The sequence below is a fragment of the Caulobacter ginsengisoli genome, from assembly GCF_030814835.1.
Taxonomy (GTDB): domain Bacteria; phylum Pseudomonadota; class Alphaproteobacteria; order Caulobacterales; family Caulobacteraceae; genus Caulobacter; species Caulobacter ginsengisoli.
In genome coordinates this window covers 562,326-585,956 of sequence record NZ_JAUSVS010000002.1, presented here as the reverse complement: position 1 = coordinate 585,956, position 23,631 = coordinate 562,326, and the positions used below count along the sequence as shown (strand labels likewise).

Here is a 23,631-nt window from a genome sequence, read left to right as displayed (position 1 = left end):
CCAGGGTCCTCTAGAAGCCGGCCTGCAGGGACAGGTAAAGGCCGCGCTGGCCGTCGAAGGTGGCGATCTCGCCCAGGTCCGCGTAGCCAACCGTCACCGAGACGGTCTTGTTGATGGCGTAGGCGGCGAAGAGATCGAACCAGTCGTCTTCCTTCAGTCCCGCCAGGTTGTCGGGCTTGGAGCGGTACTCGCCGCCGATCAGCAGGCGCCTTGAAACAAGCCAGCCGGCCGAGCCTTCGAACTGGGCGCTGTAGCCGTCGTCCTTATTGCCGCCGAAGCCCAGCAGGCCGGTCTGGTTGGCCTTGGTCATCCGCACCGTGCCGTTCAACACCAGGCTCTTGTCCAGCAGCACCTTGGTGGCGGCGACATAGTAGTCGGTCCCGCTGTCGTTCCGTCCGCCAACGGCGGCGATGATGGCGCCCTGGCCGGCCCGCTTGTGCTGAACGCCCACGGCGATCTGCGGCAGGAGCCGGTCCTGGTCATAGAGGGCGTCGCCCACCACCCGCAGCTTGGCGCCATAGACGTCCTGGCCAAAGGCAAAGCCCTTGCCCAGACCCAGCAGAGCGCCGGTGTCGCCCGTGTCGAACTCCTGGCGCGTGTAGGAAAGCTCGACCCGGTCATAGAGGCCGACTGCCGCCCCATAGGCGCGGAATTCGTAGTCGGGGGTCCTCACATAGGTGGCGTGGACGTTGGCGCCGATCCCCTCGGGGGTCTCATAGCCGGTGATGGTGGCCCAGGTGGCCAGGCCGCCGCCACCCGAGCCCTCGAGGGTGGTGACTCCGCCGGTCAACAACAGCTTGCCGCCGTTGACCACCTCCCCGGCCCGGCACGGATCGGCCGCCAGCAGGCCCAGCCCCAGAGCCAGCAGGGTTCCCAGACGTCTCGACATGCGTCACCCATGACCGCCGGGCGACCCCGCCGCCCGCCTACCCGTTTTGGGCGGGGCAAGTTGCGGGAAGCTTAACGTCATGGCGTTTCAGTCCAGCGCTGCGCAGGCTCGCAACTGGTCCAGAAAAATGAGCGTTTCACTTGGACGGTATTGAGTATTGAGGTCGAAACAGATCCGGACATCTGTCCGCCTGGACCCAACCGGCGGCGGATTTACGCCCAATTCACGCCCACCCGTTATGGGTAGGGCATGCGTCCCGCCCTCGCCGCCCTCATCGCCACGCTGTGCCTCGCCGCCCAGGCCCAGGCGGCCGACCTGACGGTGCGGTTGAAGAACGCCGCCGGCCAGCCGATCGCCGACGCCGTGGTGACGGTCAAGCCGGCCGCCGGCCTGCCATCCGGACCCATCAGGTTCGACTGGCCGCTGCGCATGTCGCAGCAGAACATCGCCTTCCACCCCTTCGTGCTGATCGCCCCGGTGGGCGCCACGGTGGCCTTTCCCAATTTCGACAAGGTCCGCCACCACGTCTACTCGTTCTCCCCGGCCAAGAAGTTCGAGTTGAAGCTCTATGGCAACGACGAAACCCGCTCGGTGGTGTTCGACAAGCCTGGCGTGGTCGCCCTTGGCTGCAACATCCACGACCAGATGCTGGCCTTCATCCGGGTGGTCGATACCCCCTATGCCGCCAAGACCGACGCCAGCGGCCTGGCGGTGATCCGCGGCCTGCCCTCCGGCGCCGCCACGGCCACCATCTGGCAACCCTATCTGCGGGCGCCCAAGAACGAGATGAGCCGGCCCGTCAGCGTCACCCCGGCCGGCGCGAGCCTGAACCTGACCGCCGAGGTCCGCCCGCCGGCCCCGATGAAGATGTAGGCGTCCCATGTTCACCCGCCTGCGCACCAAGCTGACCGTCCTCTATGCCGGTCTTTTCGGCCTGGCCCTGCTGCTGATCGCCAGCGCCGTCTACCTGGCCATCGCCAGCAACGCCGAACGCCAGGTGCGCGGCGAACTGCAGGCCAGCGGCACGGTGTTCGACCGGGTCTGGGCGCTGCGCAGCCAGCAGCTGCGCGACAACGCCGACCTGATCTCCAAGGACTTCGGCTTCCGCGCCGCCGTCGCCACCCGTGACGCCGCGACCGTCCGCTCGGCGCTGGACAACCTCAAGGGCCGGGTCGGGCTGGAGACCGCCTTCCTGGTCGACATGGACGGCAACGTCACCGGCCTGGACGCCGCCCGACTCGACGCCGGGGTCGAGGCCCTGTGGAGCGCGCTCGACGCCCAGGACGGCGCCTCGGGCGTGCTGATGATCGGCGGCCAGCCCTACCAGGCCATCTCCGCCCCGGTCATGGCCCCGACCCTGACCGGCTGGGTGGTGTTCGCCACCCGGCTCGACGCGGCCCAGATGCGCTCGCTCGAACAGCTGTCGGCCATTCCGCTGACCGCCCGGGTGCTGATCCGCAAGCCCGACAGCCACTGGACCAGCGGCCGCGACACCGCCCGCGTCGACGCCTTTGTAGCCGGCCGCAGCAACGCGCCGGGCGAACTGGACCTGTCCAGCGGCGCGGCGCTGGCGCTCGCCAAGCCCCTGCCCTCGCTGGGCGCCGCCTCGCCGGCCGTGCTGTTACTGCAGTATCCGCTGGCCACCGCCATGGCCCCCTACCGGCCGCTGCTGATCACCATCGGCGTCACCGGCCTGCTGGGCATCCTGCTGCTGATCGCCGGCAGCTGGGTGCTGGCCCGCAGCCTGACCCGGCCGATCTCGGCCCTGGACAAGGCCGTCCGCCGCCTGCAACGGGGCGAGGAAGCCGATGTCGCCATCGAGACCCAGGACGAGATCGGCCGCCTGGCCGGCAGCTTCAACAGCATGGCCGCCGAAATCCGCGAGCGGGAACGCCACATCACCCACCTGGCCCTGCACGACAGCGAGACCGGCCTGCCCAACCGCGTGTCCCTGGACCGTGGCCTGGAGACGCTCTGCCAGTCCAGCCGCCGGACGGTCTTCGTCGCCGCCCTGGGTCTCGACCGCTTCCAGATCGTGCGCGGCGCCATCGGCTACGAACTGGCCGCCCGCCTCATCGCCGAGGTCGGCGGCCGGATGATGCGCCAGCATCCCGATCGCCCGATCGGCCGCCTGTCGTCGGGCATCCTGGCCCTGGCCTTCGAGGCGAGCAGCCTGGAAGACGCCCGCGCCTTCGCCGCCGCCCTGCTGGGCGACCTGGAACAGCCCGTGACCCTGGACGGCTCGACTGTCGATGTCAGCCTGACGATCGGCCTGGCCCCGCATGCCGACCAGGGCGCGCCGGCCATCGACCGGGCCAGCATCGCCGTCGATCAGGCCCGCGCCGGCCATCAGAAGATCGGCCTCTTCGACGCGCAGGCCTATGGCGATCCCGCCAGCAATCTGTCGCTGACCAGCGAGATGATGAGCGGCCTGAAGGATGGCCAGCTCTTCCTGCATCACCAGCCCAAGTTCGACCTGCGCAGCCGCAGGATCGGCGGCGTCGAGGTCCTGGCCCGCTGGAAACATCCCGAGCGCGGCATGATCCGCCCGGACCTCTTCATCGGCATGGCCGAGGAGACCGGTCATATCCGCCCCCTGACCGAATGGGCCCTGACCCAGGCCATCGCCGACCAGGCCCGCCTGCGCGAGGCCGGCCATGCGCTCACGGTCTCGGTCAACCTTTCCGGCCGGCTGATGAGCGACCCCGACCTGGCGCAGGCCGCCATCGATCAGATCCGCGCCGCCCAGGCCGACATCTGCTTCGAGATCACCGAGACGGCGGTGATGGATAACCCCGCCGTGGCGCTGGGCATCATCGACGCCTTCGCGGCCAATGGCATCGGCGTTTCGATCGACGACTATGGCTCGGGCGTCTCGTCGCTCGCCTATCTCAAGCAGATCAAGGCCAACGAGCTGAAGATCGACAAGGCCTTCGTCTCGACCATGGCGGACAGCCGCAGAGACGCCCTGCTGGTCAAATCCACCATCGACCTGGCCCACAGCCTGGGCCTGAAGGTCACCGCCGAGGGCATCGAGACCCCCGAGGTGCTGGCCATGCTGACCGGCATGGGCTGCGACCTGGCCCAGGGCTACCTGATCGCCAAGCCGATGCCCCTGGCCGAGCTGATCGGCTTCCTGGACAGCGAAACGGCCCCGGTCGCCAGGCCCCGCCGCAAACGGGCCTAGTCGGCCCCAACAGCCGGAGAGCCCGTCACCTCTTTCCATTCCATGACACCGGTGTCAGTGTGTATGGACAAGAGCGTCCAACGCCGTCCAGGAAGCGTACCCATGTCCCTCGACCGTAGAAGCCTGCTGACCGCCACCGCCGCCACGGCCCTGGCTGCCGCCCTGCCTGCGCTGGCCGCTCCCACCAAGGACGCCGTGCTGGCCACCATGCGCCGGGCCACCGCCTTCATGACCGACAAGGTCGCCAACCGCGGCGGCTATGTCTGGTCCTACCTGCCGGACTTCTCGCGGCGCTGGGGCGAGATGGAGGCGTATCCGACCCAGATCTGGGTGCAGCCGCCGGGCACGGCGACCATGGGCCATCTGTTCCTCGACGCCCTGCACGCCACCGGCGACGAGGCCTACTACCGCGCCGCCGAGAACGCCGCCCAGGCCCTGGTCGACGGCCAGAACCCCAGCGGCGGCTGGAACTATCTGATCGACTTCGCCGGCGAGGCCTCGACCCGGCGCTGGTACGACACCATCGGCAAGAACGGCTGGCGGCTCGAGGAATTCCAGCACTACTACGGCAACGCCACCTTCGACGACGCCGGGACCTCGGAGTCCGCCCAGTTCCTGCTGCGCCTGCATGTGGAGAAGGGCGACAGGCGCTGGCGTCCGCCGCTGGACAAGGCCATCGCCTTTGTCCTGGACAGCCAGTACCCCAACGGCGGCTGGCCCCAGCGCTTCCCGCTGAAGGACGAGTTCCACCACCACGGCCTGCCCGACTACACCAGCCTGATCACCTTCAATGACGACGTGGCGGCCGAGAACATCAAGTTCCTGCTGATGTGCCTGCAGGCGCTGGGCGACGAACGGGTCATCGACCCCATCCGCCGGGCCATGGACTGTTTCATCATCTGCCAGCAACCCCAGCCACAGCCCGCCTGGGGGTTGCAGCACACGGTCGCCGACCTCAAGCCGGCCGGCGCGCGAACCTACGAACCCAAGGCCTTCGTCACCCACACGACGGCGGCCAATATCGGCCAGATGCTGACCTTCTACGAGCTGACGGGCGAGGAGAAATACCTGGCCCGCCTGCCCGAGGCGATGGACTGGCTGCAGTCGGTGAAACTGCCGCCGGAACAGGCCCATGACGGCAAGGCCTGGCCGACCTTCATCGAGATCGGGACGAACGAGCCGCTCTATATCCACCGCAAGGGCTCGAACGTCGTCAACGGCGAATACTATGCCGACAAGAACCCGGCGGGGACGCTGATCCACTACAGCAGCTTCCGGAAGATCGACGTGGACGGCCTGCGCAAGCGCTACGCCGCGCTGAAGGCCCAGCCAGTCGCCGAGCTGGCAGCCAAATCCCCGCTCAAGCTGCGCGGCCAGCCCCTTCCCCGCTACTTCTCGCTGGGCGAGGTCTCGGTGTCGGACCTGAACGTGGGCGACATCGGCGCCAAGGGCAAGGTCACCGACGACCAGATCGCCGCCCTGGGCGCCGGCCTCAATGCCGAGGGCTGGTGGCCCACTGAACTGAAGGCGACCAGCCATCCCTACAGCGGCGACGGCTCGCCCACGCCCGCGCCCGGCGACTACAGCCAGACCCGCGTCGGCGACATCACCGACACCTCGCCCTTCATCGATCCCAAGCCGGCGATCGGGATTTCGACCGGCGCCTATATCGAGAACATGATCGCGATGATCCGGTGGTTGGGGGCGAAATAGCCCCGGCTAGTCCACCGCCACCGTATAGTTCAGCGCCAACCTTCCCCCGTCCGGATAGATGGTCTGGCCGGTCATGTAGCTGGCGTCCTCGCTGGCCAGGAACACCGCCACCCGGCCGATCTCGTCCGGCTCGCCGAAGCGCTTGAGCGGGGTACGGGCCAGGACGCCGCGCCTGGCGGCCTCGTCCTTCATCACGCCCTTGAGGATGTCGGTGGCGATGGTGCCCGGGCCGATGGCGTTGACGCGGATGCCGTGCGGGGCCAGGCCCAGGGCCATGGTCTTGGTCAGCTGGTTGATCGCGCCCTTGCTGGTCACGTAGGGGACCTGGTTGGGGATGGCCAGGACGGCGTTGATCGAGCTCATATTGATGATCGCGCCCTTGATCCCGCCGGCGACCATGGCCTGGGCCACGGCCTGGCCGATGACGAAGACGGCCCGCAGGTTCACCGCCAAGACGCGGTCGAAGTCTTCCAGCGTCGTGGTCAGGATGTCGCCCGGCGCCAGGATGCCGGCGTTGTTGACCAGGATGTCGAGCGGCCCGATCGCCTGGGCGGCCTGGGCGACCATCGCGCGTGCGGCCATGGCGTCGGCGATATCGCAGGCCAGGCCGACGGCCTTGCGGCCGGTCTTGGCAACGATCGCCTTTGCAGCGCCCTCGACCCCGGCGGCGTCGATGTCGGCCAGCACCACGTCGGCCCCCTCGCGGGCGAAGGCCTGGGCGCAGGCCAGGCCAATGCCGTGGGCGGCGCCGGTGACCAGCGCCCGCCTTCCCTCCAGCCGCATCACCAGGCCCCAACGTTGGGCATCGAGGTCCAGGGCTCGGCGGGTTCCAGGCTCTTGCCCTTCTGCAGCAGCTCGACCGAGATGTTGTCCGGCGAGCGGACGAAGGCCATGTGGCCGTCGCGCGGCGGGCGGTTGATGGTCACCCCGCCGTCCATCAGCCGCTGGCAGGTCGCATAGATGTCGTCGACCGCATAGGCCAGGTGGCCGAAGTTGCGGCCGCCCTGATAGTCCTCGGCATCCCAGTTGTAGGTCAGCTCGACCATCGGCGCCTTGCGGGCCTTGGCCATCTCGACGTCGTCGGGGGCGGCCAGGAAGACCAGGGTGAACCGGCCGCCGGGATTTTCGACCCGGCTGACTTCGCTAAGGCCCAGCTTGTCGACATAGAAGGCCAGCGAGGCGTCCAGGTCGCGCACCCGGACCATGGTGTGGAGATACTGCATGGCTTGGCCTCCTTGAGGGTTTCGAGACGCCATACACGGAAATCGGCTGAGTGGGCTATGCTGGCTTCATGCTGCGGCGCCTGACCCTGGAAGACATGGATACGGCGGCCGTCATCCACCGGACGGCTTTCGACGACCGGCTGCCCTGGCTGATGGGCCTGCACACCCCCGAAGAGGACCGCGACTATTTCCGAGGTCCGGTGTTCGAGACCTGCACGGTCTGGGGCGCCCTGCGCGGCCAGCGCATCGTCGGCTTCATCGCTTTTCGCGAAGGCTGGATCGACCAGCTCTACGTCCTGCCGGACGCCCAGGGGCTGGGCCTGGGCCGCATGCTGCTCGACCGGGCTAAGGGGAGCTGGCCGATCCTCAAGCTGTGGACCTTCCAGGCCAACAGCCGGGCGCGGGCCTTCTACGAGGCGGCGGGGTTCGAGGCCATCGACGAGACCGACGGCGACAACGAGGAGCAGGAGCCCGACGTGCTCTACCGCTGGGAGCGGGCCTAGGTCACCGCCGTGCGGACGCTGTAGGCCGGGTCCTCGTAGACCCGTTCCGCCACCACCTCGCCCAGCATTTCCGCCGCCGCCTCGACCTCGGCGAAGGACAGGAACAGCGGCGAGAAGCCGAACCGGCAGATGTCCGGCGCCCGGAAATCCCCGATCACCCCGCGCGCGATCAGCGCCTGGACGATGGCGTAGGCCTGCGGGTGGCGGAACGACACCTGCCCGCCCCGCTCGCCCGAGTCCCTCGGGCTGGCGAGGCTGAGCGCCGCCGCCGCCGGTCCGGCCTCGATCACTTCGATGAACAGGTCGCCCAGCGCCCGGGCCTTGGCCGCCAGGCGCGCGGGGCCGGCGCGCAGGGCCAGGGCGGCGCCGGCTTCGAGGCCGGTCAGGCTGAGGATCGGCGGGGTGCCGCAGGCGAAGCGGCGGATGCCCTCGGCGGGGGCGTAGCCGTCCTCGAAGGCGAAGGGCTGGGCGTGACCCATCCAGCCGCCCAAGGGCGAGATCAGGCTGTCCTGATGGCGTTTGGCGACGAAGAGATAGGCCGGCGCTCCCGGCCCGCCGCTGAGGTATTTGTAGGTGCAGCCCACCGCCAGATCGACGTTGCAGGCGTTGAGCTCGACCGGCAGCACCCCACCGCTGTGGCTGAGATCCCAGAGCACCAGCGCCCCGGCCGCCTGGGCCCTGGCGGTCAGGCCCGCCATGTCGCGCACCCGGCCGGACTTGTAGTGGACATGGCCCAGCAGCAGCACCGCCGTGTCGGGGCCCAGCGCCGCTTCCAGGTCTTCCGGCTCGCGCAGGTCCAGCCGCCGCCCGCCGCCCAGAGTGCGGACCGCGCCCTGCGCCATATAGAGGTCGGTGGGGAAGTCGCCCGGCTCGCTCAGCACCACCGTCCGCTCAGGCCGCGCCTGCAGGGCGGCGACCAGCAGCTTGAAAAGATTGACCGAGGTGGAGTCGGCGACGATCACCTCGCCGGGGTCCGCGCCGATCAGCCCGGCCAGCCGGTCACCCAGCCGGGTCGGGGCGTCGATCCAGCCGGCGGTGTTCCAACTGCGCACCAGCCCCTGGCCCCAGGCCTCGTGAGCGGCCTCATTGAGGTCCTCCAGGGCCGCCAGCGGCGGCGGCCCCAGGCTGTTGCCGTCCAGGTAGATGACGCCTTCCGGCAGAGCGAAGGCCTCGCGGAAATCCGCCAGCGGATCGTCGCGGTCCAGGTCCTCGGCGCGGCTCCCAAAGGCGCTCATCGGGTCAGCTCCCGCAGCACCGCCCGCACCGGAGCGGCATCGAGGTCGGCGAGGTTGAGCGGCAGGGCGATCAGTTCGTAATCGCCGGCCGGCGGATCATCCAGCACCAGGCCCTCCAGAATGGCCATGCCGTGCCGGGCCACCACCGCATGGGCGTCCATGGTCTTGGATTGCTCGGGATCCAGCGAGGGGGTGTCGATGCCGATCAGCCGCACCCCCGCCGCCGCCAGCCGCTCCAGCGTCGCGGGGGCCACGGCGGTAAAACCGTTGTCCCAGGCGTCATGCGGAAACCGCTCGTAGGTGCGCAGCAAAAGGCGCGGCGGCGGGTCAGCCAGCGCCGCCTCGACATGCCGCGGCTGGACCAGCGGCCCGCAGTCCCGCACGTCCACCAGCCGGCAGGGGCCGACATAGACGGAAAGATCGAAGTCGCCGGCCAGATGTCCCTCGGCGACATAGTGTCTCGGCGCGTCGGCGTGGGTCCCGGCATGGGTCGATTGCGAGAAGCGGCCGACATTGACCGGGCTGCCGGGTCCCATGGTCCAGACCTGCGCCTGGGCGAAGGGCGTGTCGCCGGGCCAGGTCGGCATGCCGGCCCGTAAAGGCTGGCTGATATCCCAGAGCTTGGGGGACTGTTGCATGCTCGCCTTATCCGGCGCCGGAACAGTTCTGACCAGTCAACCTGTCCAGGATTTCATTTGCGATTTCGAGTGCGGCGCAGCATATCAGAACGCTGTTCAGATCAAGGTTCCCGGGGTGGCCGGGTCGCGCGCGCGGCCCGAGACGCCGGGCGCTACCCGGGAAGCTGGCTCTATGCGGATCAAAACGTCTTATCTTGTCGCGGGCGGCATCGTGCTGTTCGTGATCCTGTTCCTGGTGGTCATGTCGTTCGCCAGCGCCGGCAAGACCAAGGCCAAGGCAAAAGCCGAGGCCCAGGCCGCCGCGGCCGCCAGCAAGACCGTGACCCCGCTGGTCACCGCCCCGATCGTCCAGGAGACGATGCGGCCGGTCAGCCTTGTCGTGCGCGGCCATACCGAGGCCAACCGCACCGTTGCGGTGCGCTCGGAAACCGCCGGCCCGGTGGCCGCCACCCCGGCCCGCGAAGGCGGGTTCGTCAAGAAGGGGACCGTCCTCTGCCGCCTGGCCGTCGACGCCCGCCAGGCCAGCCTCGACCAGGCCAGGGCCAACTGGAAGATGCGCCAGCTGCAGCGTGAGGCTTCCGCCAAGCTGGCCGACCAGGGCTTCCGCTCGCCGACCCAGGTCCTGCAGGACCAGGCCAACCTCGATTCCGCCCAGGCCGCCGTCCGGCAGGCCGAGGTGCAGCTTGAGCAGGTCAATATCCGCGCGCCCTTCTCGGGCGTGTTCGACAACCGCGTCGCCGAGATCGGGACCTATCTGTCGCCCGGCGGCGAGTGCGGCACGATGATCGAGCTGGACCCCATCGTCATCATCGTCGACGTGTCGGAGAGCGATATCGGCACGGTCAAGATCGGCGCCCCGGTCACCGCCAAGCTGGTGTCGGGCGAAGTACTGTCGGGTGTCGTCCGCTCGGTCGGCCGCGACGCCGATCCGGCCACCCGCACCTATCGGATCGAGATCGCCGCCCGCAATCCGACCGCCGCCCGCGCCGGCCTTTCGGCCGAGGCGCGGATCGGTTCGGGCATTGGCCCGGCCCTGATGGTCCCGGCCACGGCCCTGGTGCTGGATTCGGCGGGCCGCCAGGGAGTGCGCTATGTTCGGCCCGATGGGATTGTCGCCTTCGCGCCCATCACCGTGCTGGACGAGACCCCCGACGGCATCTGGATTTCGGGCCTGCGCGGCCCGGTCCGGGTCATCACCGTCGGCCAGGCCTATGTTTCCGAAGGCCAGAAGGTCAGGGTCTCGGACCGCTAGGTCCGGGATCCCGAACCTGCAGGAGAATTTGGGATGATCTCAGCTCTGATCCACGGCGCCCTGAAGCGACGCAAGGTAGTGCTGGGCGTCGCCTTCGTCGCCTCGATCTTCGGCCTGTTCGCCTATGCGGGCCTGCCCCGGGAGTCCAATCCGGACATCCCCGTGCCGTTCATCGCCATCACCGTGCCCTATCCCGGCGTCAGCCCGGAAGACGCCGAGCGCCTGCTCGTGCGGCCCATGGAACGCGAGCTTCAGTCCATGGAAGGCCTGAAGCAGATGAACGCCTACGCCAGCCAAAACGCGGCGACCATCCTTCTGGAGTTCGAAGTCAACTTCAACAAGGACAAGGTCCTGCAGGACGTGCGGGCCAAGGTCGACCTGGCGAGAGGCTATTTCCCGCCCGACGCCAAGGAACCGATCATCCAGGAGAACAACGTCAACGACGATCCGGTGATCGGCGTGATGCTGTCGGGCGACACGCCCGAGCGCGCCCTCTACCAGACCGCCCGCGACCTGCAGGACCGCATCGAGACCCTGCCGGGCGTGCTGCGCACCGAGCTGGGCGGCGGCCGTGAGGAGCTGCTGGAAGTCACCATCGACCCCACCCGGATGGAGGCCGCCAACGTCACCGTCGGCGAGCTTTCGGCGGTCATCGGCCGCAACAACCAGCTGGTCCCGGCCGGCAACCTGCAGACCGCCAACAGCCGGTTCGCGGTCAAGATTCCGGGCGTTGTCGAAAAGCCCGAAGACATCCTGGCCCTGCCGATCAAGAAGAACGGCGACCGGCTGATCACGGTGGGCGACATCGGCGAGGTGCGCCGCACCTTCAAGGAACCCAGCCGGATCACCCGCTTCAACGGCCAGCGGGCCTTCACCATCGACGTGGTCAAGCGCTCGGGCGCCAACGTGCTCGACACCGTCAAGGACGTCCGCAAGCTGGTGGCCCAGGAGCAGAGCGGCTGGCCGGTCGCCATCAAGTCGACGATCAAGGTCGCCTACTCCTATGACGACAGCGAGTTCATCGAGCGCGGCCTGAACGTTCTGGAGAGCGGGCTGATCACCGCCACCCTGCTGGTGATGATCATCATCATCGCCAGTCTGGGAATCCGTCAGGGGATCATGGTCGGCCTGGCCATTCCACTGTGCTTCATGCTGGCCTTCCTGATGCTGCAGGCCTTCGGCATCACCCTCAACCAGATGGTGATGTTCGGCCTGATCCTGGCCGTGGGGATACTGGTCGACGGCGGCATCGTGGTGGTCGAGTACGCCGACCGGAAAATGGCCGAGGGGCTCGACAAGAACGAGGCCTTCGCCCAGGCCGGCACCCGCATGTTCTGGCCGGTGGTCAACGGCACCCTGACGACGCTCTGCGCCTTCGTGCCGTTCTTCTTCTGGAACTCGATCGCCGGCAAGTTCATGAGCTTCCTGCCGATCACCCTGTTCTTCGTGCTGGGCGCCTCGATCTTCGTGGCCCTGATCTTCACCCCGGCCCTGGGCTCGTTGATGGGCCGCAAGGCCGGGGTCGACGAGCAACACCTGGAAGAGATCCGCAAGTCCGAAGAGGGCGATCCGCGCCAGATGAAGGGTTTCATGGGCTGGTACGCCAACGCCCTGTGGGCGGCCGGCCGCGCCCCCGGCATCGTCACCCTGGCGGCCGTGGCGGTGATCGTCGTGATCATCGGCCTCATGGGCTTCACCGGCCCGCACCGGACCGAGTTCTTCCTCGACCAGGAGCCCGACTGGGCGACCGTCTGGGTCAAGGCGCGGGGCAACCTCTCGCCCGAGGCCGACAACGTCCTGGTCGCCCAGGTCGAGAAGCGGCTGGTGGGCCTGAAGGGCATGGAGTCGATCTACACCGCGGCTGGGCCGTTCAACGGCGGCGGCGGCCGGGGCGGCGGTCCGCCCAACGATTCCGTCGGCCGCCTGCGCATCGCCTTCGTCGATTTCGAGCACCGCAAGGAACTGGGCATCCGCGGCAACGACATCGTCAAGGACATCCGTAAGCGCCTGGAAGGCCTGTCGGGCATCGAGACCGAGGTCGCCCTGCCCCAGGGCGGTCCGCCGCAGGGCAAGGACGTCCAGGTCGAGCTGCGCAGCAGCGACCCGGTCGCCCTCAACCGCGCCGCCGACCTGATCAAGGCCAAGCTGGCCGGCGACAAGCAGCTGTTCGAGCAGGAGGATAACCGCGCCTCGCCCGGCATCGAGTGGAACCTGACCGTCGACCGCGAGGCCGCCGGCCGCTATGGCGTCGATGTGCTGAGCGTCGGCCAGGCCATCCAGTATGTCACCAACGGCGTGCTGGTCGGCCGCTTCCGCCCCGACGACGCCGAGGACGAGCTGGACATCCGCGTCCGCTTCCCCTCGGACCAGCGCAACCTGACCGCCTTCGACCGCCTGAAGATCACCACGGCCCAGGGCCCGGTGCCGGCCAGCTATTTCATCAAGCGCGTGCCGGGCCAGCAGGTGACCAGCATCCAGCGCCGCGACAGCCAGCGGCTGGTGGTGCTGCAGGCCAACACCGTCGAGGGCGTGGCCGCCAACCAGAAGATCGCCGAGCTGAAGCCGTGGCTGGAGAAGGCCAACATCCCCGACAACGTCCACTGGAAGTTCACCGGGGCCGACGAAGAGGGCCAGAAGGCGGGCGTGTTCTTCATGCTCGCCATGGCGGCGACCCTGGTGATGATGGGCGCCATCCTGCTGTGGCAGTTCAACAGCTTCTACGGGGTGCTGGTCACCCTGTCGGCGGTGGTGCTGTCAACGATGGGGGTGTTCCTGGGTGTGGCCGTGAACTTCATGCACACCTTCGACTACATCTCGATCATCATGTTGGGCACGGGCATCGTCGCCCTGGCCGGGGTGGTGGTGGGCCACAACATCGTGCTGGTCGACACCTTCTATCAGCTGCGAAGGCAGAACTACGAGGCCGACGAGGCCGCCATGCGCGCCGCCGTCCAGCGCTTCCGGCCGGTGATGCTGACCACCCTGGTGACCGTGGTGGGCCTGCTGCCGCTGATGTTCCAGATCCACCCCAACTTCAAGCTCGGCACGATCGAGTACAAGTCGCCGGGCTCGGAATGGTGGGTGCAGCTCTCCGGCGCCGTGGTCTGGGGTCTGAGCTTTTCCACCCTGCTGACCCTGTTCCTGACGCCGGCCGCCCTGGCCGCGCCCAAGGTGCTGGCTCGCCGGTTCCGCAACGTCTGGAACTTCGCCCGCGGCCGGATCAGCTGGGACGAACGCGAGCGGGCGGACGAGGAAGTGCATGAGCACGCCAAGCCCGAGTTCTCCCGGGCGGCTGAGTAGGGCCTAGCTGTCCCGGGTCTGCTTGCGCCAGAGGGCGGCGTATTCGCCGCCCGAGGCCAGCAGGGCGTCGTGGCTGCCACGCTCGACGATCCGGCCACGGCGCAGGACCAGGATTTCGTCGGCGTCGGCCACGGTCGACAGGCGGTGGGCCACCACCAGGGTCGTGCGGCCCCGCCGGGCCTTGCGCAGGGTGGCCTGGATGGCCGCCTCGGTGCGGCTGTCCAGGGCGCTGGTGGCCTCGTCCAGGATCAGCACGCGCGGATCGGCCAGCAGGGCCCGGGCCAGACCCACCCGCTGGCGCTCGCCGCCGGATAGCTTCAGTCCGCGCTCGCCGACCTTGGTGGCCATGCCGTCGGGCAGGCTGTCGATGAAGGCCGTCAGCTCGGCCGCCTCGGCCGCCGCCATCACCTCGGCCTGGCTGGCGTCGGGCCGGCCAAAGGCGATGTTGGACTGTAGGGTGTCGTTGAACAGGGCCACGTCCTGCGGCACCAGGGCCACCGCGCGGCGCAGGCTCGCCGACTTGAGATCGCGCAGGTCCACGCCATCGATGCGCACGGCGCCGGCCTGCGGGTCGATCATTCTGAGCGCCAGCCGCACCAGGGTGGTCTTGCCCGCGCCGCTAGGGCCGACCAGGGCCACGGTCGTTCCCGGCGCGGCCGTGAAACTGACATCCATCAGCCCATCCGAGCGGGCCCCGTGGCGGAAGGAGACCTGATCGAACGTCACCTCGCCCCCCTGCCCTTCCCGGGCCGGCGGCAGGTCCACAGCGTTCGCCGTCTCGGCGATCTCGGGCAGCTGGCGGCGCAGGTCGAGCATCGCCTCCATGTCGATGAAGGACTGGCGGATTTCGCGGTAGGCGAAGCCCAGGATGTTCAGGGGGCCATAGAGGCCCAGCAGGATCAGGATCGAGGCGGTGACGTCGCCCGGCCCCATGCGGCCGGCCTCTGCCTCCACACCCGCCATCAGCGCCATGATGGCCAGGCCCAGGCTCATGATCGCCGACTGGGCGGCGTTGAGCAGGTTCAGGCTGTTGGTCGCCTTGATCTGGGCCCGGTTGTAGACCTCCATCGCCCATTCGTATCCGGCCACGGCCCGGTCCTCGGCCCCGAAGGCCTTGACGGTCTCGTAGTTGATCAGGGCGTCGACCGCCCGGCCGGCCGCCTCGCTGTCGGCCTCGTTCAGCGCCCGCCGATGGCCGATCCGCCAGTCGGAGATGGCGAAGGTCATGGCCCCATAGATCAGGATGGTGATCACCGCCGTGGCCGCGAACCGCCAGTCATAGGCCTTGGCCAGCACCCCGGCGGCGATGATCAGCTCGATGAAGGTCGGACCCAGGTTGAAGATCAGGCTGCGGATCAGGAAATCCACCGACCGGGCGCCGCGGTCGATGGTCCGCGACAGCGCCCCGGTCCGCTTTGTCTGGTGGTAGTCGATCGACATCGACAGGGCGTGGGCGAAGGTCTCGACCGCCGCGCGGCTCTGGGCCGCCTGGGCGACGGGGGTGAAGATGGCGTCCCGGGCCTGGGGCGCGGCGCCGGCGATGAAGCGGATCAGCGCCCAGCCGATGATCAGGCCGGCAAACCCCAGTCCCAGCGCCGCGCCCGGTCCCCGGTCCTTGGCCAGATGGTTGACCGCCGCGCCGAGCAGCAGCGGGGCCAGCACCCCCAACACCTTGCCCGCCAGGGTCAGGCCCAGGGCCGCCGTCAGCCGCCAGCGCAAGCCCGGGGCCCTGGAGCGCAGCACCAGGCCCAGCAGGTCGCCCATGGCGGTCAGCGGCTTGACCTTGCGCGCCGCCTCGGCCGCTTCCTTGGGACCGCTTTCGATGCGAGCGACGTGGGCGTGGGTCACGCGCCGGTTTCCACGCGGGCGACCACGATGCTGGACTGCAAGCCGCCGGCCGGGGTCATCCAGTCGATCCGCCAGGCCCTGTCCAGGCGCGTGGCCCGGAACTGGCCGCCCGCCAGCGGCGCGGCGCGGCTGGCGCTGATGACGATCTGATCCTGTCCGGCCTCGCCCGAGACGTCGATCAGATGCGAGCCCTCGCTAAGGCGGCCGATCGCCGCCACGAACCGGCCCTGGGCGTCGACGGTGACATTGCCGCTGGCCCGGTGATCGACCCGGATATTCATGCCGCTGCCGGCCGTCGCCACCCCGCCAATCACCGCTCCACCGCCGCCATCGAAGTCCACGGAAAAAATCCTGGGCGACGCCGTCACCGGCGCCAGCACCTTGCTGGCGGAGCTGGGTCGCAGCTCGGCCGACCGGCCGTCGGGGGCCAGCATCAGCATCCCCTCGCCCACAACCGTGCGCTGGCCATGGGTCATCTGCACGAGGAACAGCCTGACCCCCGCGGCGGGCGGGGCCACCAGGCTCCAATGCCCTTCCGCGTCCGCCACGGCGCTGACGACGCCGCCGCCGCCGACCGGCGACAGCTGCACCCGTGAGCCCGGCAGGGCCACCCCCTCGATGCGGAAGGCGCCGTCACGGCCGGCCTGGGCGGTCAGCACGCCGGCCGGCTTCAGATAGGCGGCGACGTTCGAGCGGGCCGGATCACGCGCCGGATCGGTCGCCGACGGTCCGCCGCAGCCCGCGCAGGCCAGCAGCAACAGCGCCGGCAGGATGGTTCGAATCGACACGGTGCTTGAAACCCTTCGCGCGACAGCGGATCATGTATGTCGTATCGGCACGGCGCGCCCGCAAGCGCGCCGTTTCCGTCTCACCCTGTTCTTGAGGCCAGATCAAATGGCAAACGAGTCCAGGCGTCTGGATTCGGTCTGCGTGTTCTGCGGATCCTCGAACGACGCCGACCCCGCCTTCCTCGCCGCGGCGGCCGATCTGGGCCGCGTCCTGGCCGCCGCCAAGGTGCGGCTGGTCTATGGCGGCGGCGGCGTGGGCCTGATGGGCGCCAGCGCCCGGGCCGCCCACGAAGCCGGCGGCGATGTGCTGGGGGTGATTCCCCAGTTCCTGGTCGCGGCCGAGCGCCAGCTGGACGTCGTCGAGACCGTGGTCGTCGAGACCATGCACCAGCGCAAGACGATGATGTACGACGCCTCGGACGCCTACATCATCCTGCCGGGCGGCATCGGCACCCTGGAAGAAGTCATCGAGCTGTTGTCCTGGCGGCGGCTGGCCCTGCACGCCAAGCCCATCGTCTTCTTCAACCCGCGCGGCTTCTGGCAGCCCTTGTTCGACCTGCTGCACCACACCATTTCCGAGAAGCTGTCCCCCGCCGGGTTCGAGCGGTCCTGGACCTCGGTGGACACGGTCGCAGAAATCCTGCCCGCCCTTGAAGCAGAATTGCGGGCCATGCCGTCGGTGGTCGACGCCACACACTTGACATAGTTTCTATTCGCAACGCACCCTATGTCCAAGCGCCGGACTCCCCTCCGGCGCGGGGATAAGGAGAAGTAGCATGCGTAGCTTTGTACTCGGCCTGGCCGGGGCGATGGCCCTGGCCGGCGCCGTCAGCGCGGCCCAGCCGCCTTCGGCCGCCTGGCTGACCCTCAAGACCAAGACCTCGCGCGACCACCTGATGCAGGACGGCAACCTGTGGCAGTGCAAGATGACGGTCTGCCGGGCCGCCAAGGTCAAGACCACCGACGCCGATGCGGCCTGCAAGACCCTATCGGGTCAACTGGGTGAAGTGACGGCCTTCAGCTGGCAGGGCACGGCGCTCAGCGCCGAGGCGCTGGCGGCCTGCAACGCCAAGTCCTAGTAGCGTGAGAGGCGGCTAGGCCGGTTCGCCGGCCAGCCGCTTCAACGCCTTCTCACGACCGATCAGGGCCAGCAGTGGCCCCATTTCCGGGCCCCGTTCCTCGCCCGTCAGGGCCCGGCGCAGCGGCGCGTAAAGGCCCTTGCCCTTGGCCCCGGTGGCGGCCTTCACCGCCTCGGTCCAGGCATGCCAGGTCTCGCCGTCCAGCGTTTGCGGCAACAGCGCCGCCGCCTGGCTCAGGAAGGCCTGATCCTCGACGATGGGGGTGGCGGTTCCACCGACCACGCGCGCCCACAGGCTGGCGTCGGCGAAGCGCGAGAGGTTGGAGCGGATGGCCAGCCAGAAGGTTTCGCCCAGGTCCGCGCCCAGATTCTGCAGCCGGGGCTGGGCGCTGGCGTAGTCCATGGCGTGCAGCACCGCCGCGTTCATCCGCGCCAGGTCCTCGAAATCGTAGCGGCCCGGATGGCGGGCCATCTTGCCGAACTGGAAGGCGGCGGCCAGCTCCTCGATCGAACCGGCCGGCTCCATGGGGTCGGAGGTGCCGATCCGGGCCAGATGGCTGACGATGGCCAGCGGCTCATAGCCCTGCTCGCGCAGATCCATGATCGACAGCGAGCCCAGCCGCTTGGAGAGCCCCGCCCCGTCCGAGCCGACCAGCAGGGTGGTGTGGGCGAATTCCGGGGATTTGGCCCCCAGCGCCTCGAAGATCTCGATCTGCACGCCGGTGTTGGTGACGTGGTCCTCGCCGCGGATCACGTGGGTGATGGCCATGTCGATGTCATCGACCACGGATGGCAGGGTGTAGAGGAAGGCCCCGTCCTCGCGGATCAGCACCGGATCGGACAGCGAGGTGGTGTCGACCTCGCACGGCCCGCGCGCCAGGTCGTTCCACTTCACCCGCTTGCCTTCCAGGCGGAAGCGCCAGTGCGGCTTGCGGCCCTCGGCCTCCAGCGCCTTGCGGTCGGCTTCGCTGAGCTTGAGCGCGGCGCGGTCATAGACCGGCGGCAGGCCCTGGCTGAGCTGCACCTTGCGGCGCAGGTCCAGCTCGACCTGGGTCTCATAGGCCGGATACAGCCGCCCGGCGGCCTTCAGGCGCTCGACGGCCTGGGTATAGACGGGGAAGCGCGCCGACTGCTGGTGGCGCTCGTCCCAGGTCATGCCCAGCCAGGTCAGATCGGTCTCGATGCCGGTCTCGTATTCCTTGGTCGAGCGCTCCAGATCGGTGTCGTCGATGCGCAGCACAAAGACGCCGCCCTCCTCGCCGTGCTGCCCCTTGGCGAACAGCCAGTTGATCAGGCCGGTGCGGATATTGCCGACATGCAGACGCCCCGTCGGCGACGGGGCGAAACGGACCCGTACGGTCATGGAAAATCGTTCCTCGTCAGAGGCGGGGTAGGTCGGCTTTCGAGGGCGCTAAGTCAAGACCGGGCAGCGCCATGCTCCCCCCTTGGGGGCAGCCGCACCGCAGGTCAGCGCGAAATCGTCCGGCGGGGTCCCCCTCCGTCCGCTTCGCGGCCACCTCCCCCCAGAGGGGGAGGATGAAAAACGGCCGGGAACATGTCCCGGCCGCGTGTCAGTCGTCCCGATGGACCCGTTCGCGTCGTTCGTGACGCTCCTGGGCCTCGACGCTCAGCGTGGCGATCGGGCGGGCTTCCAGCCGCGCGAGGCCGATGGGTTCCCCCGTCTCCTCGCAATAGCCGTAGGCGCCTTCCTCGATTCGACGCAGAGCCTCGTCGATCTTCGAGATCAGTTTCCGTTGCCGGTCGCGGGTGCGAAGTTCAAGAGACCGATCAGTCTCCGACGAGGCGCGATCGGCCAGGTCGGCATGATTCTCGGTCTCTTTCTGGAGATGGGACACCGTCTCGCGGGATTCGCGGAGGATGTCTTCCTTCCAGTCCAGCAACTTCTGTTTGAAATACTCGAGCTGACGCTCGTTCATGAACGGCTCATCGTCCGTTGGACGATAGCCATCTTCCTTAGTCAGAACCGCAGCCGTCTGCATGACGCCTCACGCCCCCATACGCGCGCTCGTTGCGAGCGCGGCCTTATAACAAAAGCATTTGCACGATCAATGAACCTCGCGTTCGGCGCGTGTTCATGCCGCAGGCCTCGCCCGTTCGAGCTTGGCCAGTTCGACCGCCGCCCGGGTCTCGATCTCGTTCAGAATCCCCTCCAGACGGGGATCGTCGGTGGTGTCTCGCTCGGCCCGGATGGCCCGCATCAGGCGGTCCATGGCCATGGGCGTCACCTCGCCATCGATCAGCGCGATCTTCACATCGTCCAGCACATCCAGGATTCGTCCGGCCCGGCCCACCGCCCGCCGGCGGCGCTCCAGCGGCCCGCCCATTTCCTGCAGGGCCAGTAGCGCATCCACCGAGGCGACGCCGCTGACGCCGCCGGTCCGCGCCGCGGCGGCCGGTCCGCTGGCGCCCGCCGTGGCGCCCAGGCTGAAGCCCGTCGCCGCAGCCTTGCCGCCGGCCTTGCCGCCGGTGGTGGACGATAGCCCGCTGGGGCCCTGGACCTTCATGCTCTGACGCAACGCTCCGACAACTTGAGCCTCAACCTGCGCCGACAGCCTTGCGGCATGGTTAATGCCGGGCAATTTCTGCCGCCAGGAGAACTCACCCGATTCAACGCACTGTTTTCACAAAGGTTTCCCCTGGCCCGGTTCTGGCATGGTTACCCCCGGACTCTGCGTTGTGGGAGCATCATGCGTCGTATTCTGGCAGCCTTCGCGATCATCCTGGCCGGCCTCTTCGCCGCCCAGCCGGCCTGCGCCGCCTCGCGCATCAAGGATATAGTCGAATTCGAGGGCGTACGGGACAACGTCCTGGTCGGCTATGGCCTGGTCGTGGGCCTGAACGGCACCGGCGACAACCTGCGCAACTCGCCGATGACCAAGCAGTCCCAGGAGACCATGCTCGAGCGTCTGGGCATGAATGTCCGGGACGCCAACCTCAACACCAAGAATGTCGCCGCGGTCATGGTCACGGCCAAGCTGCCCGCCTTCGCCGCCGCGGGCTCGCCGATCGACGTCACCGTCTCCTCGATGGGCGACGCCAAGAGCCTGCAGGGCGGCACCCTGCTGGTCACCCCGCTGTTCGCCAGCACCGGCGACGCCTACGCCGTGGCGCAGGGCTCGGTGCAGACCGGTTCGGTCTCGGCGTCCGGCGCCTCGGGCAGCTCGGTCAGCAAGGGCGTTCCCACCGCGGGCCGCATCGCCGGCGGGGCGCTGATCGAAAAAGAAACCGGCTTCCAGCTGGCCTCGATGGGCGTGATGCGCATGACCTTGCGCAATCCCGACTTCACCACCGCCCAGCGCATCGCCCAGGCGGTCAACGCCCGCTTCCCCGGCTGCGCGGTCGCCGAGAACCCCACCATCATCAGCATCCGCCCGCCGCCGGGCATGGACATGGTCAGCTTCGTCACCCAGGTCGAGACCCTGGAGGTCCAGACCGACACCCCCGCCAAGGTGATCATCGACGAGGTCGCCGGGGTCATCGTCATGGGCGACGACGTGCGCATCTCCACCGTCGCCATCGCCCAGGGGAACCTGACCATCCAGGTCCAGGAAAATCCCGGCGTCAGCCAGCCGGCCCCCTTCAGCCAGGGCCAGACCACCCTCGTCCCGCAGTCGAACCTCAATGTCGACGAGGAGAAGGGCCGCCGGCTGATCACCCTCAAGGACGGCGCCTCGCTGGCCAGCCTGGTCAAGGGCCTCAACGCCCTGGGGGTCAGCCCGCGCGACATGATCTCCATCCTCCAGGCCATCAAGGCGGCGGGCGCCCTGCAGGCCGACATCGAAGTGATGTGATGACAAGCCCCCTCACCACTCCTGTCGACATGCTCGGCGCGACCAGGCCCATGTCCACCGCTGAGCTCGCCACCCGCGGCAAGATCGGCAAGACCGCCGAGGCCTTCGAGGGCCAGTTCCTGGGCATCATGCTGCAGTCGATGTTCCAGGGAACCGACGCCGACGCCCCGTTCGGCGGCGGCCAGGGCGAGCAGATGTTCAGGTCCTTCCTGACCGACGCCATCGCCAAGCAGACCGTCAAGGCCGGCGGCCTGGGCATCGCCGCCGTCGTGCAGCGCGAGATGCTCAAGCTGCAGGGTCTCACCGACCAACCCGCCCCCACGCCTACCCAGCCGCAGGTCACCGCCAATGTCGCTTGAAACCCCAATTTCGCCCAGCGAGGGGGACGCCGTCGTCCGCGTCGATCAACTGATCCTGCTGACCGAGCGGCTGACCGAGCTGATCGCCCTGGAAGCCCAGGCCTTCGAGCAGCGCCGCCCGCAGGACGCCGCCCGGCATCTGGACGAGACCTCGCGCCTGGCCAACCTCTACCGGCATGAGTCCGCCCGGGTCCGGGCCGACCCCAGCCTGGTCGGCGCCGCCCCGCGTGAGAAGCGCCTGAAGCTGATCCGCGCCACCGAGGCCTTCGACGCGGTGCTGGCCCGCCAGGGCCGGGCGCTGGAAGCCGCCAAGACCGTCACCGAAGGCCTGGTCCGCGCCATCGCCGAGGAGGTCGCCACCCAGCGCAACGAAGCCTCCGGCTACGGCCCCGGCGCGACGAACCGCACCGCCGACGCCCGGGCGATCACGCTGAACAAGAGCGCCTGAAGAAAACCTGGGACAGCGGAGCCATCTGCTGGAATGGTGGGTGTCCGCGCAATCGAGGGACGCCCGCATGAGATGCGCCCTAACCGCCGCGCTGATGTCCGCCTGCCTGACCGTCACGGCTGGGGCCGCCCTTTCGGCGCCAGCCGATCCCATTCCGATCCCGCCGAGCGGCGAAGAACCGGCGCTGCCGACGGGTCCGCTGCAGGCGGTCTTCGTCCTGGCAGAGCAGGGCGGCGTCATCTACCTGGTGCTCGATGGAGTCGCCGCCGACGAAGATGTCGTCCGTTTCTGGACTTATCTGGTCTGGGACCCCCCTCAATACGGCCACGTCATCGTGTCGCAGTCGATGATCTTCCAGACGATCGATTGCCGGACCCGCACCTATCGGCAGCTCTATTTCGCCTTCTATGACCCGGACGGCATCGGCGCCGGCCAGACAACGCCCGATATCGCCCAACCCATCAAGCCGGGTACGCTACCGGACGCCGAGGCGCGCGTGCTGTGCGACGGCGGGACGGTCCTGGACAACGCCAAGGTTCAGGGCGTGGCCGCGGCCCAGCAGGACGCCCATCGACGCCTCCACGCACAATAGCCCGTCGCTGGCTACTCGGCCGGCGCCGCCATGGCCATGGCCTCGGCCCGCTGGAACGGCCACGCCGTCGAACGCGACTGAAGCTCGGCCGAGGACCACAACAGGCTTTCCACATGCCGCCACAGGGCGCCGATCTCGGCGCTGGCGGCGGAATCCGGATCCAGTTCCTGGGCCGCCAGCCCGCTGGCCTCGGCATGCTGGTAGGCGGCCCGTGAGCGCAGGCCGATCGGCGAGATCGGCAGGCCCAGGGGTTTGAGCGCCCGCACCGCCTCGCCCACCGAGCGCATCTCCACGCCGTTGCGGCGCGAGGGGGCCTGGTTGATGACCAGCAGGCCCGGCCGGCCCATCCGCTTGACCAGCTCGGCGCTCTCGGCGACCGCATGGATGTCGAAAAAGCAAGGCCTAACCACGATCAGGCAGAGATCGGCGCAGCGCACCGCGTGGTCGGTGGTCTCGTCGCTGGCCGGTCCGGTGTCGACGATCAGCAGGTCGGCGGCGCGGCTGGCGGCCTGTTGCAGGGTGAACAGCGCCCCGGCCTTGCACTCGGCGACCTCAGGCCCGCCCAGGGGTCGACGCCGGCGCCATTCGACCAGGCTGTGCTGCCGGTCGAGGTCGGCCATTGCCGCCGGACGCCCCGCGCGCTGGGCGGCGACCGCCAGATGCAGCGCCACGGTGGTTTTTCCGGTCCCGCCCTTGCGGGACAACACTGCAAGCGTCTTCAAAGCCAAAGTCCCCGAATGACACATATCGGGTCCCCCGCAGCAGG

Annotated in this window: 23 protein-coding genes; 12 read left to right on the top strand and 11 right to left on the bottom strand. The window is 68.8% G+C overall.

Features of this window, described 5'->3' with window-relative positions:
- Positions 1-10: 10 nt before the first annotated feature.
- Positions 11-889 (bottom strand): DUF3034 family protein, encoded by an 879-nt coding sequence (locus tag QO010_RS08195; RefSeq protein WP_307348091.1) that lies wholly within the window; start codon positions 887-889, stop codon positions 11-13.
- 249 nt (positions 890-1,138) lie between these two features.
- Between QO010_RS08195 and QO010_RS08190 the strand changes: the two genes are divergently transcribed.
- The 3 genes from QO010_RS08190 to QO010_RS08180 all read left to right on the top strand — a co-directional run bounded on the left by QO010_RS08190 (position 1,139) and on the right by QO010_RS08180 (position 5,789).
- A complete protein-coding gene (locus QO010_RS08190) occupies positions 1,139-1,762 on the top strand; it encodes a methylamine utilization protein (protein WP_307348089.1) in 624 nt (207 codons plus the stop codon).
- Between the two features lie 7 nt (positions 1,763-1,769).
- Positions 1,770-4,076: a putative bifunctional diguanylate cyclase/phosphodiesterase gene (locus tag QO010_RS08185; protein WP_307348088.1), complete on the top strand. Its 2,307-nt coding sequence runs from the start codon at positions 1,770-1,772 to the stop codon at positions 4,074-4,076.
- Positions 4,077-4,178: 102 nt separating this feature from the next.
- Positions 4,179-5,789 carry a pectate lyase gene (locus QO010_RS08180; protein WP_307348086.1) on the top strand — a complete coding sequence of 537 codons (1,611 nt, stop codon included), beginning with the start codon at positions 4,179-4,181 and terminating at the stop codon, positions 5,787-5,789.
- Between the two features lie 6 nt (positions 5,790-5,795).
- On the opposite strand, the gene QO010_RS08175 is transcribed toward QO010_RS08180, so the two are convergent.
- Positions 5,796-6,572 (bottom strand): SDR family NAD(P)-dependent oxidoreductase, encoded by a 777-nt coding sequence (locus tag QO010_RS08175; protein ID WP_307348085.1) that lies wholly within the window; start codon positions 6,570-6,572, stop codon positions 5,796-5,798.
- Complete coding sequence (locus QO010_RS08170; RefSeq protein ID WP_307348084.1) at positions 6,572-7,012, bottom strand: VOC family protein; 441 nt, start codon at positions 7,010-7,012, stop codon at positions 6,572-6,574. Before QO010_RS08170 ends, QO010_RS08175 begins: the two co-directional genes overlap by 1 nt.
- 68 nt (positions 7,013-7,080) lie before the next feature.
- Between QO010_RS08170 and QO010_RS08165 the strand changes: the two genes are divergently transcribed.
- Positions 7,081-7,515, top strand: coding sequence for a GNAT family N-acetyltransferase (locus QO010_RS08165; RefSeq protein ID WP_307348083.1), 435 nt, complete (start codon positions 7,081-7,083; stop codon positions 7,513-7,515).
- Here QO010_RS08165 and kynU read toward each other — a convergent pair.
- Complete coding sequence (gene kynU / locus QO010_RS08160; protein ID WP_307348081.1) at positions 7,512-8,750, bottom strand: kynureninase; 1,239 nt, start codon at positions 8,748-8,750, stop codon at positions 7,512-7,514. The two genes, QO010_RS08165 and kynU, sit on opposite strands and share 4 nt — an antisense overlap.
- A complete protein-coding gene (gene kynB, locus QO010_RS08155) occupies positions 8,747-9,388 on the bottom strand; it encodes an arylformamidase (protein ID WP_307348079.1) in 642 nt (213 codons plus the stop codon). Before kynB ends, kynU begins: the two co-directional genes overlap by 4 nt.
- A gap of 172 nt (positions 9,389-9,560) precedes the next feature.
- Here kynB and QO010_RS08150 point away from each other — a divergent pair, with 172 nt between their 5' ends.
- The gene (locus QO010_RS08150) at positions 9,561-10,640 is read left to right on the top strand and encodes an efflux RND transporter periplasmic adaptor subunit (RefSeq protein ID WP_307348077.1); all 1,080 of its coding nucleotides are present in this window, start codon (positions 9,561-9,563) and stop codon (positions 10,638-10,640) included.
- 33 nt (positions 10,641-10,673) lie between these two features.
- A complete protein-coding gene (locus tag QO010_RS08145; RefSeq protein ID WP_307348075.1) occupies positions 10,674-13,940 on the top strand; it encodes an efflux RND transporter permease subunit in 3,267 nt (1,088 codons plus the stop codon).
- Positions 13,941-13,943: 3 nt separating this feature from the next.
- On the opposite strand, the gene QO010_RS08140 is transcribed toward QO010_RS08145, so the two are convergent.
- Together QO010_RS08140 and QO010_RS08135 are read right to left on the bottom strand one after the other, a co-directional pair.
- A complete protein-coding gene (locus QO010_RS08140) occupies positions 13,944-15,704 on the bottom strand; it encodes an ABCB family ABC transporter ATP-binding protein/permease (RefSeq protein WP_307348638.1) in 1,761 nt (586 codons plus the stop codon).
- 80 nt (positions 15,705-15,784) lie between these two features.
- Entirely contained in the window at positions 15,785-16,576 is a 792-nt protein-coding gene (locus tag QO010_RS08135) for a hypothetical protein (protein ID WP_307348074.1), read from the bottom strand.
- 106 nt (positions 16,577-16,682) lie between these two features.
- Between QO010_RS08135 and QO010_RS08130 the strand changes: the two genes are divergently transcribed.
- Both QO010_RS08130 and QO010_RS08125 read left to right on the top strand, forming a co-directional pair.
- Positions 16,683-17,282 carry an LOG family protein gene (locus QO010_RS08130; protein WP_307348072.1) on the top strand — a complete coding sequence of 200 codons (600 nt, stop codon included), beginning with the start codon at positions 16,683-16,685 and terminating at the stop codon, positions 17,280-17,282.
- Positions 17,283-17,352: 70 nt separating this feature from the next.
- Positions 17,353-17,655: a CC_3452 family protein gene (locus tag QO010_RS08125; RefSeq protein ID WP_307348070.1), complete on the top strand. Its 303-nt coding sequence runs from the start codon at positions 17,353-17,355 to the stop codon at positions 17,653-17,655.
- Positions 17,656-17,670: 15 nt separating this feature from the next.
- On the opposite strand, the gene gltX is transcribed toward QO010_RS08125, so the two are convergent.
- The 3 genes from gltX to fliX all read right to left on the bottom strand — a co-directional run bounded on the left by gltX (position 17,671) and on the right by fliX (position 20,179).
- Positions 17,671-19,017, bottom strand: coding sequence for a glutamate--tRNA ligase (gene gltX, locus QO010_RS08120; protein ID WP_307348069.1), 1,347 nt, complete (start codon positions 19,015-19,017; stop codon positions 17,671-17,673).
- Between the two features lie 208 nt (positions 19,018-19,225).
- Positions 19,226-19,654, bottom strand: coding sequence for an RNA polymerase-binding protein DksA (gene dksA / locus QO010_RS08115; RefSeq protein ID WP_307348068.1), 429 nt, complete (start codon positions 19,652-19,654; stop codon positions 19,226-19,228).
- A 93-nt stretch (positions 19,655-19,747) separates the two neighbouring features.
- Positions 19,748-20,179 carry a flagellar assembly regulator FliX gene (gene fliX / locus QO010_RS08110; protein ID WP_307348065.1) on the bottom strand — a complete coding sequence of 144 codons (432 nt, stop codon included), beginning with the start codon at positions 20,177-20,179 and terminating at the stop codon, positions 19,748-19,750.
- Positions 20,180-20,362: 183 nt separating this feature from the next.
- On the opposite strand from fliX, the gene QO010_RS08105 reads away from it, so the two are divergent.
- The 4 genes from QO010_RS08105 to QO010_RS08090 all read left to right on the top strand — a co-directional run bounded on the left by QO010_RS08105 (position 20,363) and on the right by QO010_RS08090 (position 22,865).
- Positions 20,363-21,466: a flagellar basal body P-ring protein FlgI gene (locus QO010_RS08105; protein ID WP_307348063.1), complete on the top strand. Its 1,104-nt coding sequence runs from the start codon at positions 20,363-20,365 to the stop codon at positions 21,464-21,466.
- Complete coding sequence (locus QO010_RS08100; protein WP_370873729.1) at positions 21,466-21,825, top strand: rod-binding protein; 360 nt, start codon at positions 21,466-21,468, stop codon at positions 21,823-21,825. Before QO010_RS08105 ends, QO010_RS08100 begins: the two co-directional genes overlap by 1 nt.
- Positions 21,815-22,273 (top strand): flagellar basal body protein, encoded by a 459-nt coding sequence (locus tag QO010_RS08095; RefSeq protein WP_307348060.1) that lies wholly within the window; start codon positions 21,815-21,817, stop codon positions 22,271-22,273. Before QO010_RS08100 ends, QO010_RS08095 begins: the two co-directional genes overlap by 11 nt.
- A 67-nt stretch (positions 22,274-22,340) precedes the next feature.
- Positions 22,341-22,865 carry a surface-adhesin E family protein gene (locus tag QO010_RS08090; RefSeq protein WP_307348058.1) on the top strand — a complete coding sequence of 175 codons (525 nt, stop codon included), beginning with the start codon at positions 22,341-22,343 and terminating at the stop codon, positions 22,863-22,865.
- Positions 22,866-22,876: 11 nt separating this feature from the next.
- Here the strand turns inward: QO010_RS08090 and QO010_RS08085 are convergent, their stop codons facing one another.
- Entirely contained in the window at positions 22,877-23,587 is a 711-nt protein-coding gene (locus QO010_RS08085; protein ID WP_307348056.1) for a division plane positioning ATPase MipZ, read from the bottom strand.
- Between the last annotated feature and the right edge of the window lie 44 nt (positions 23,588-23,631).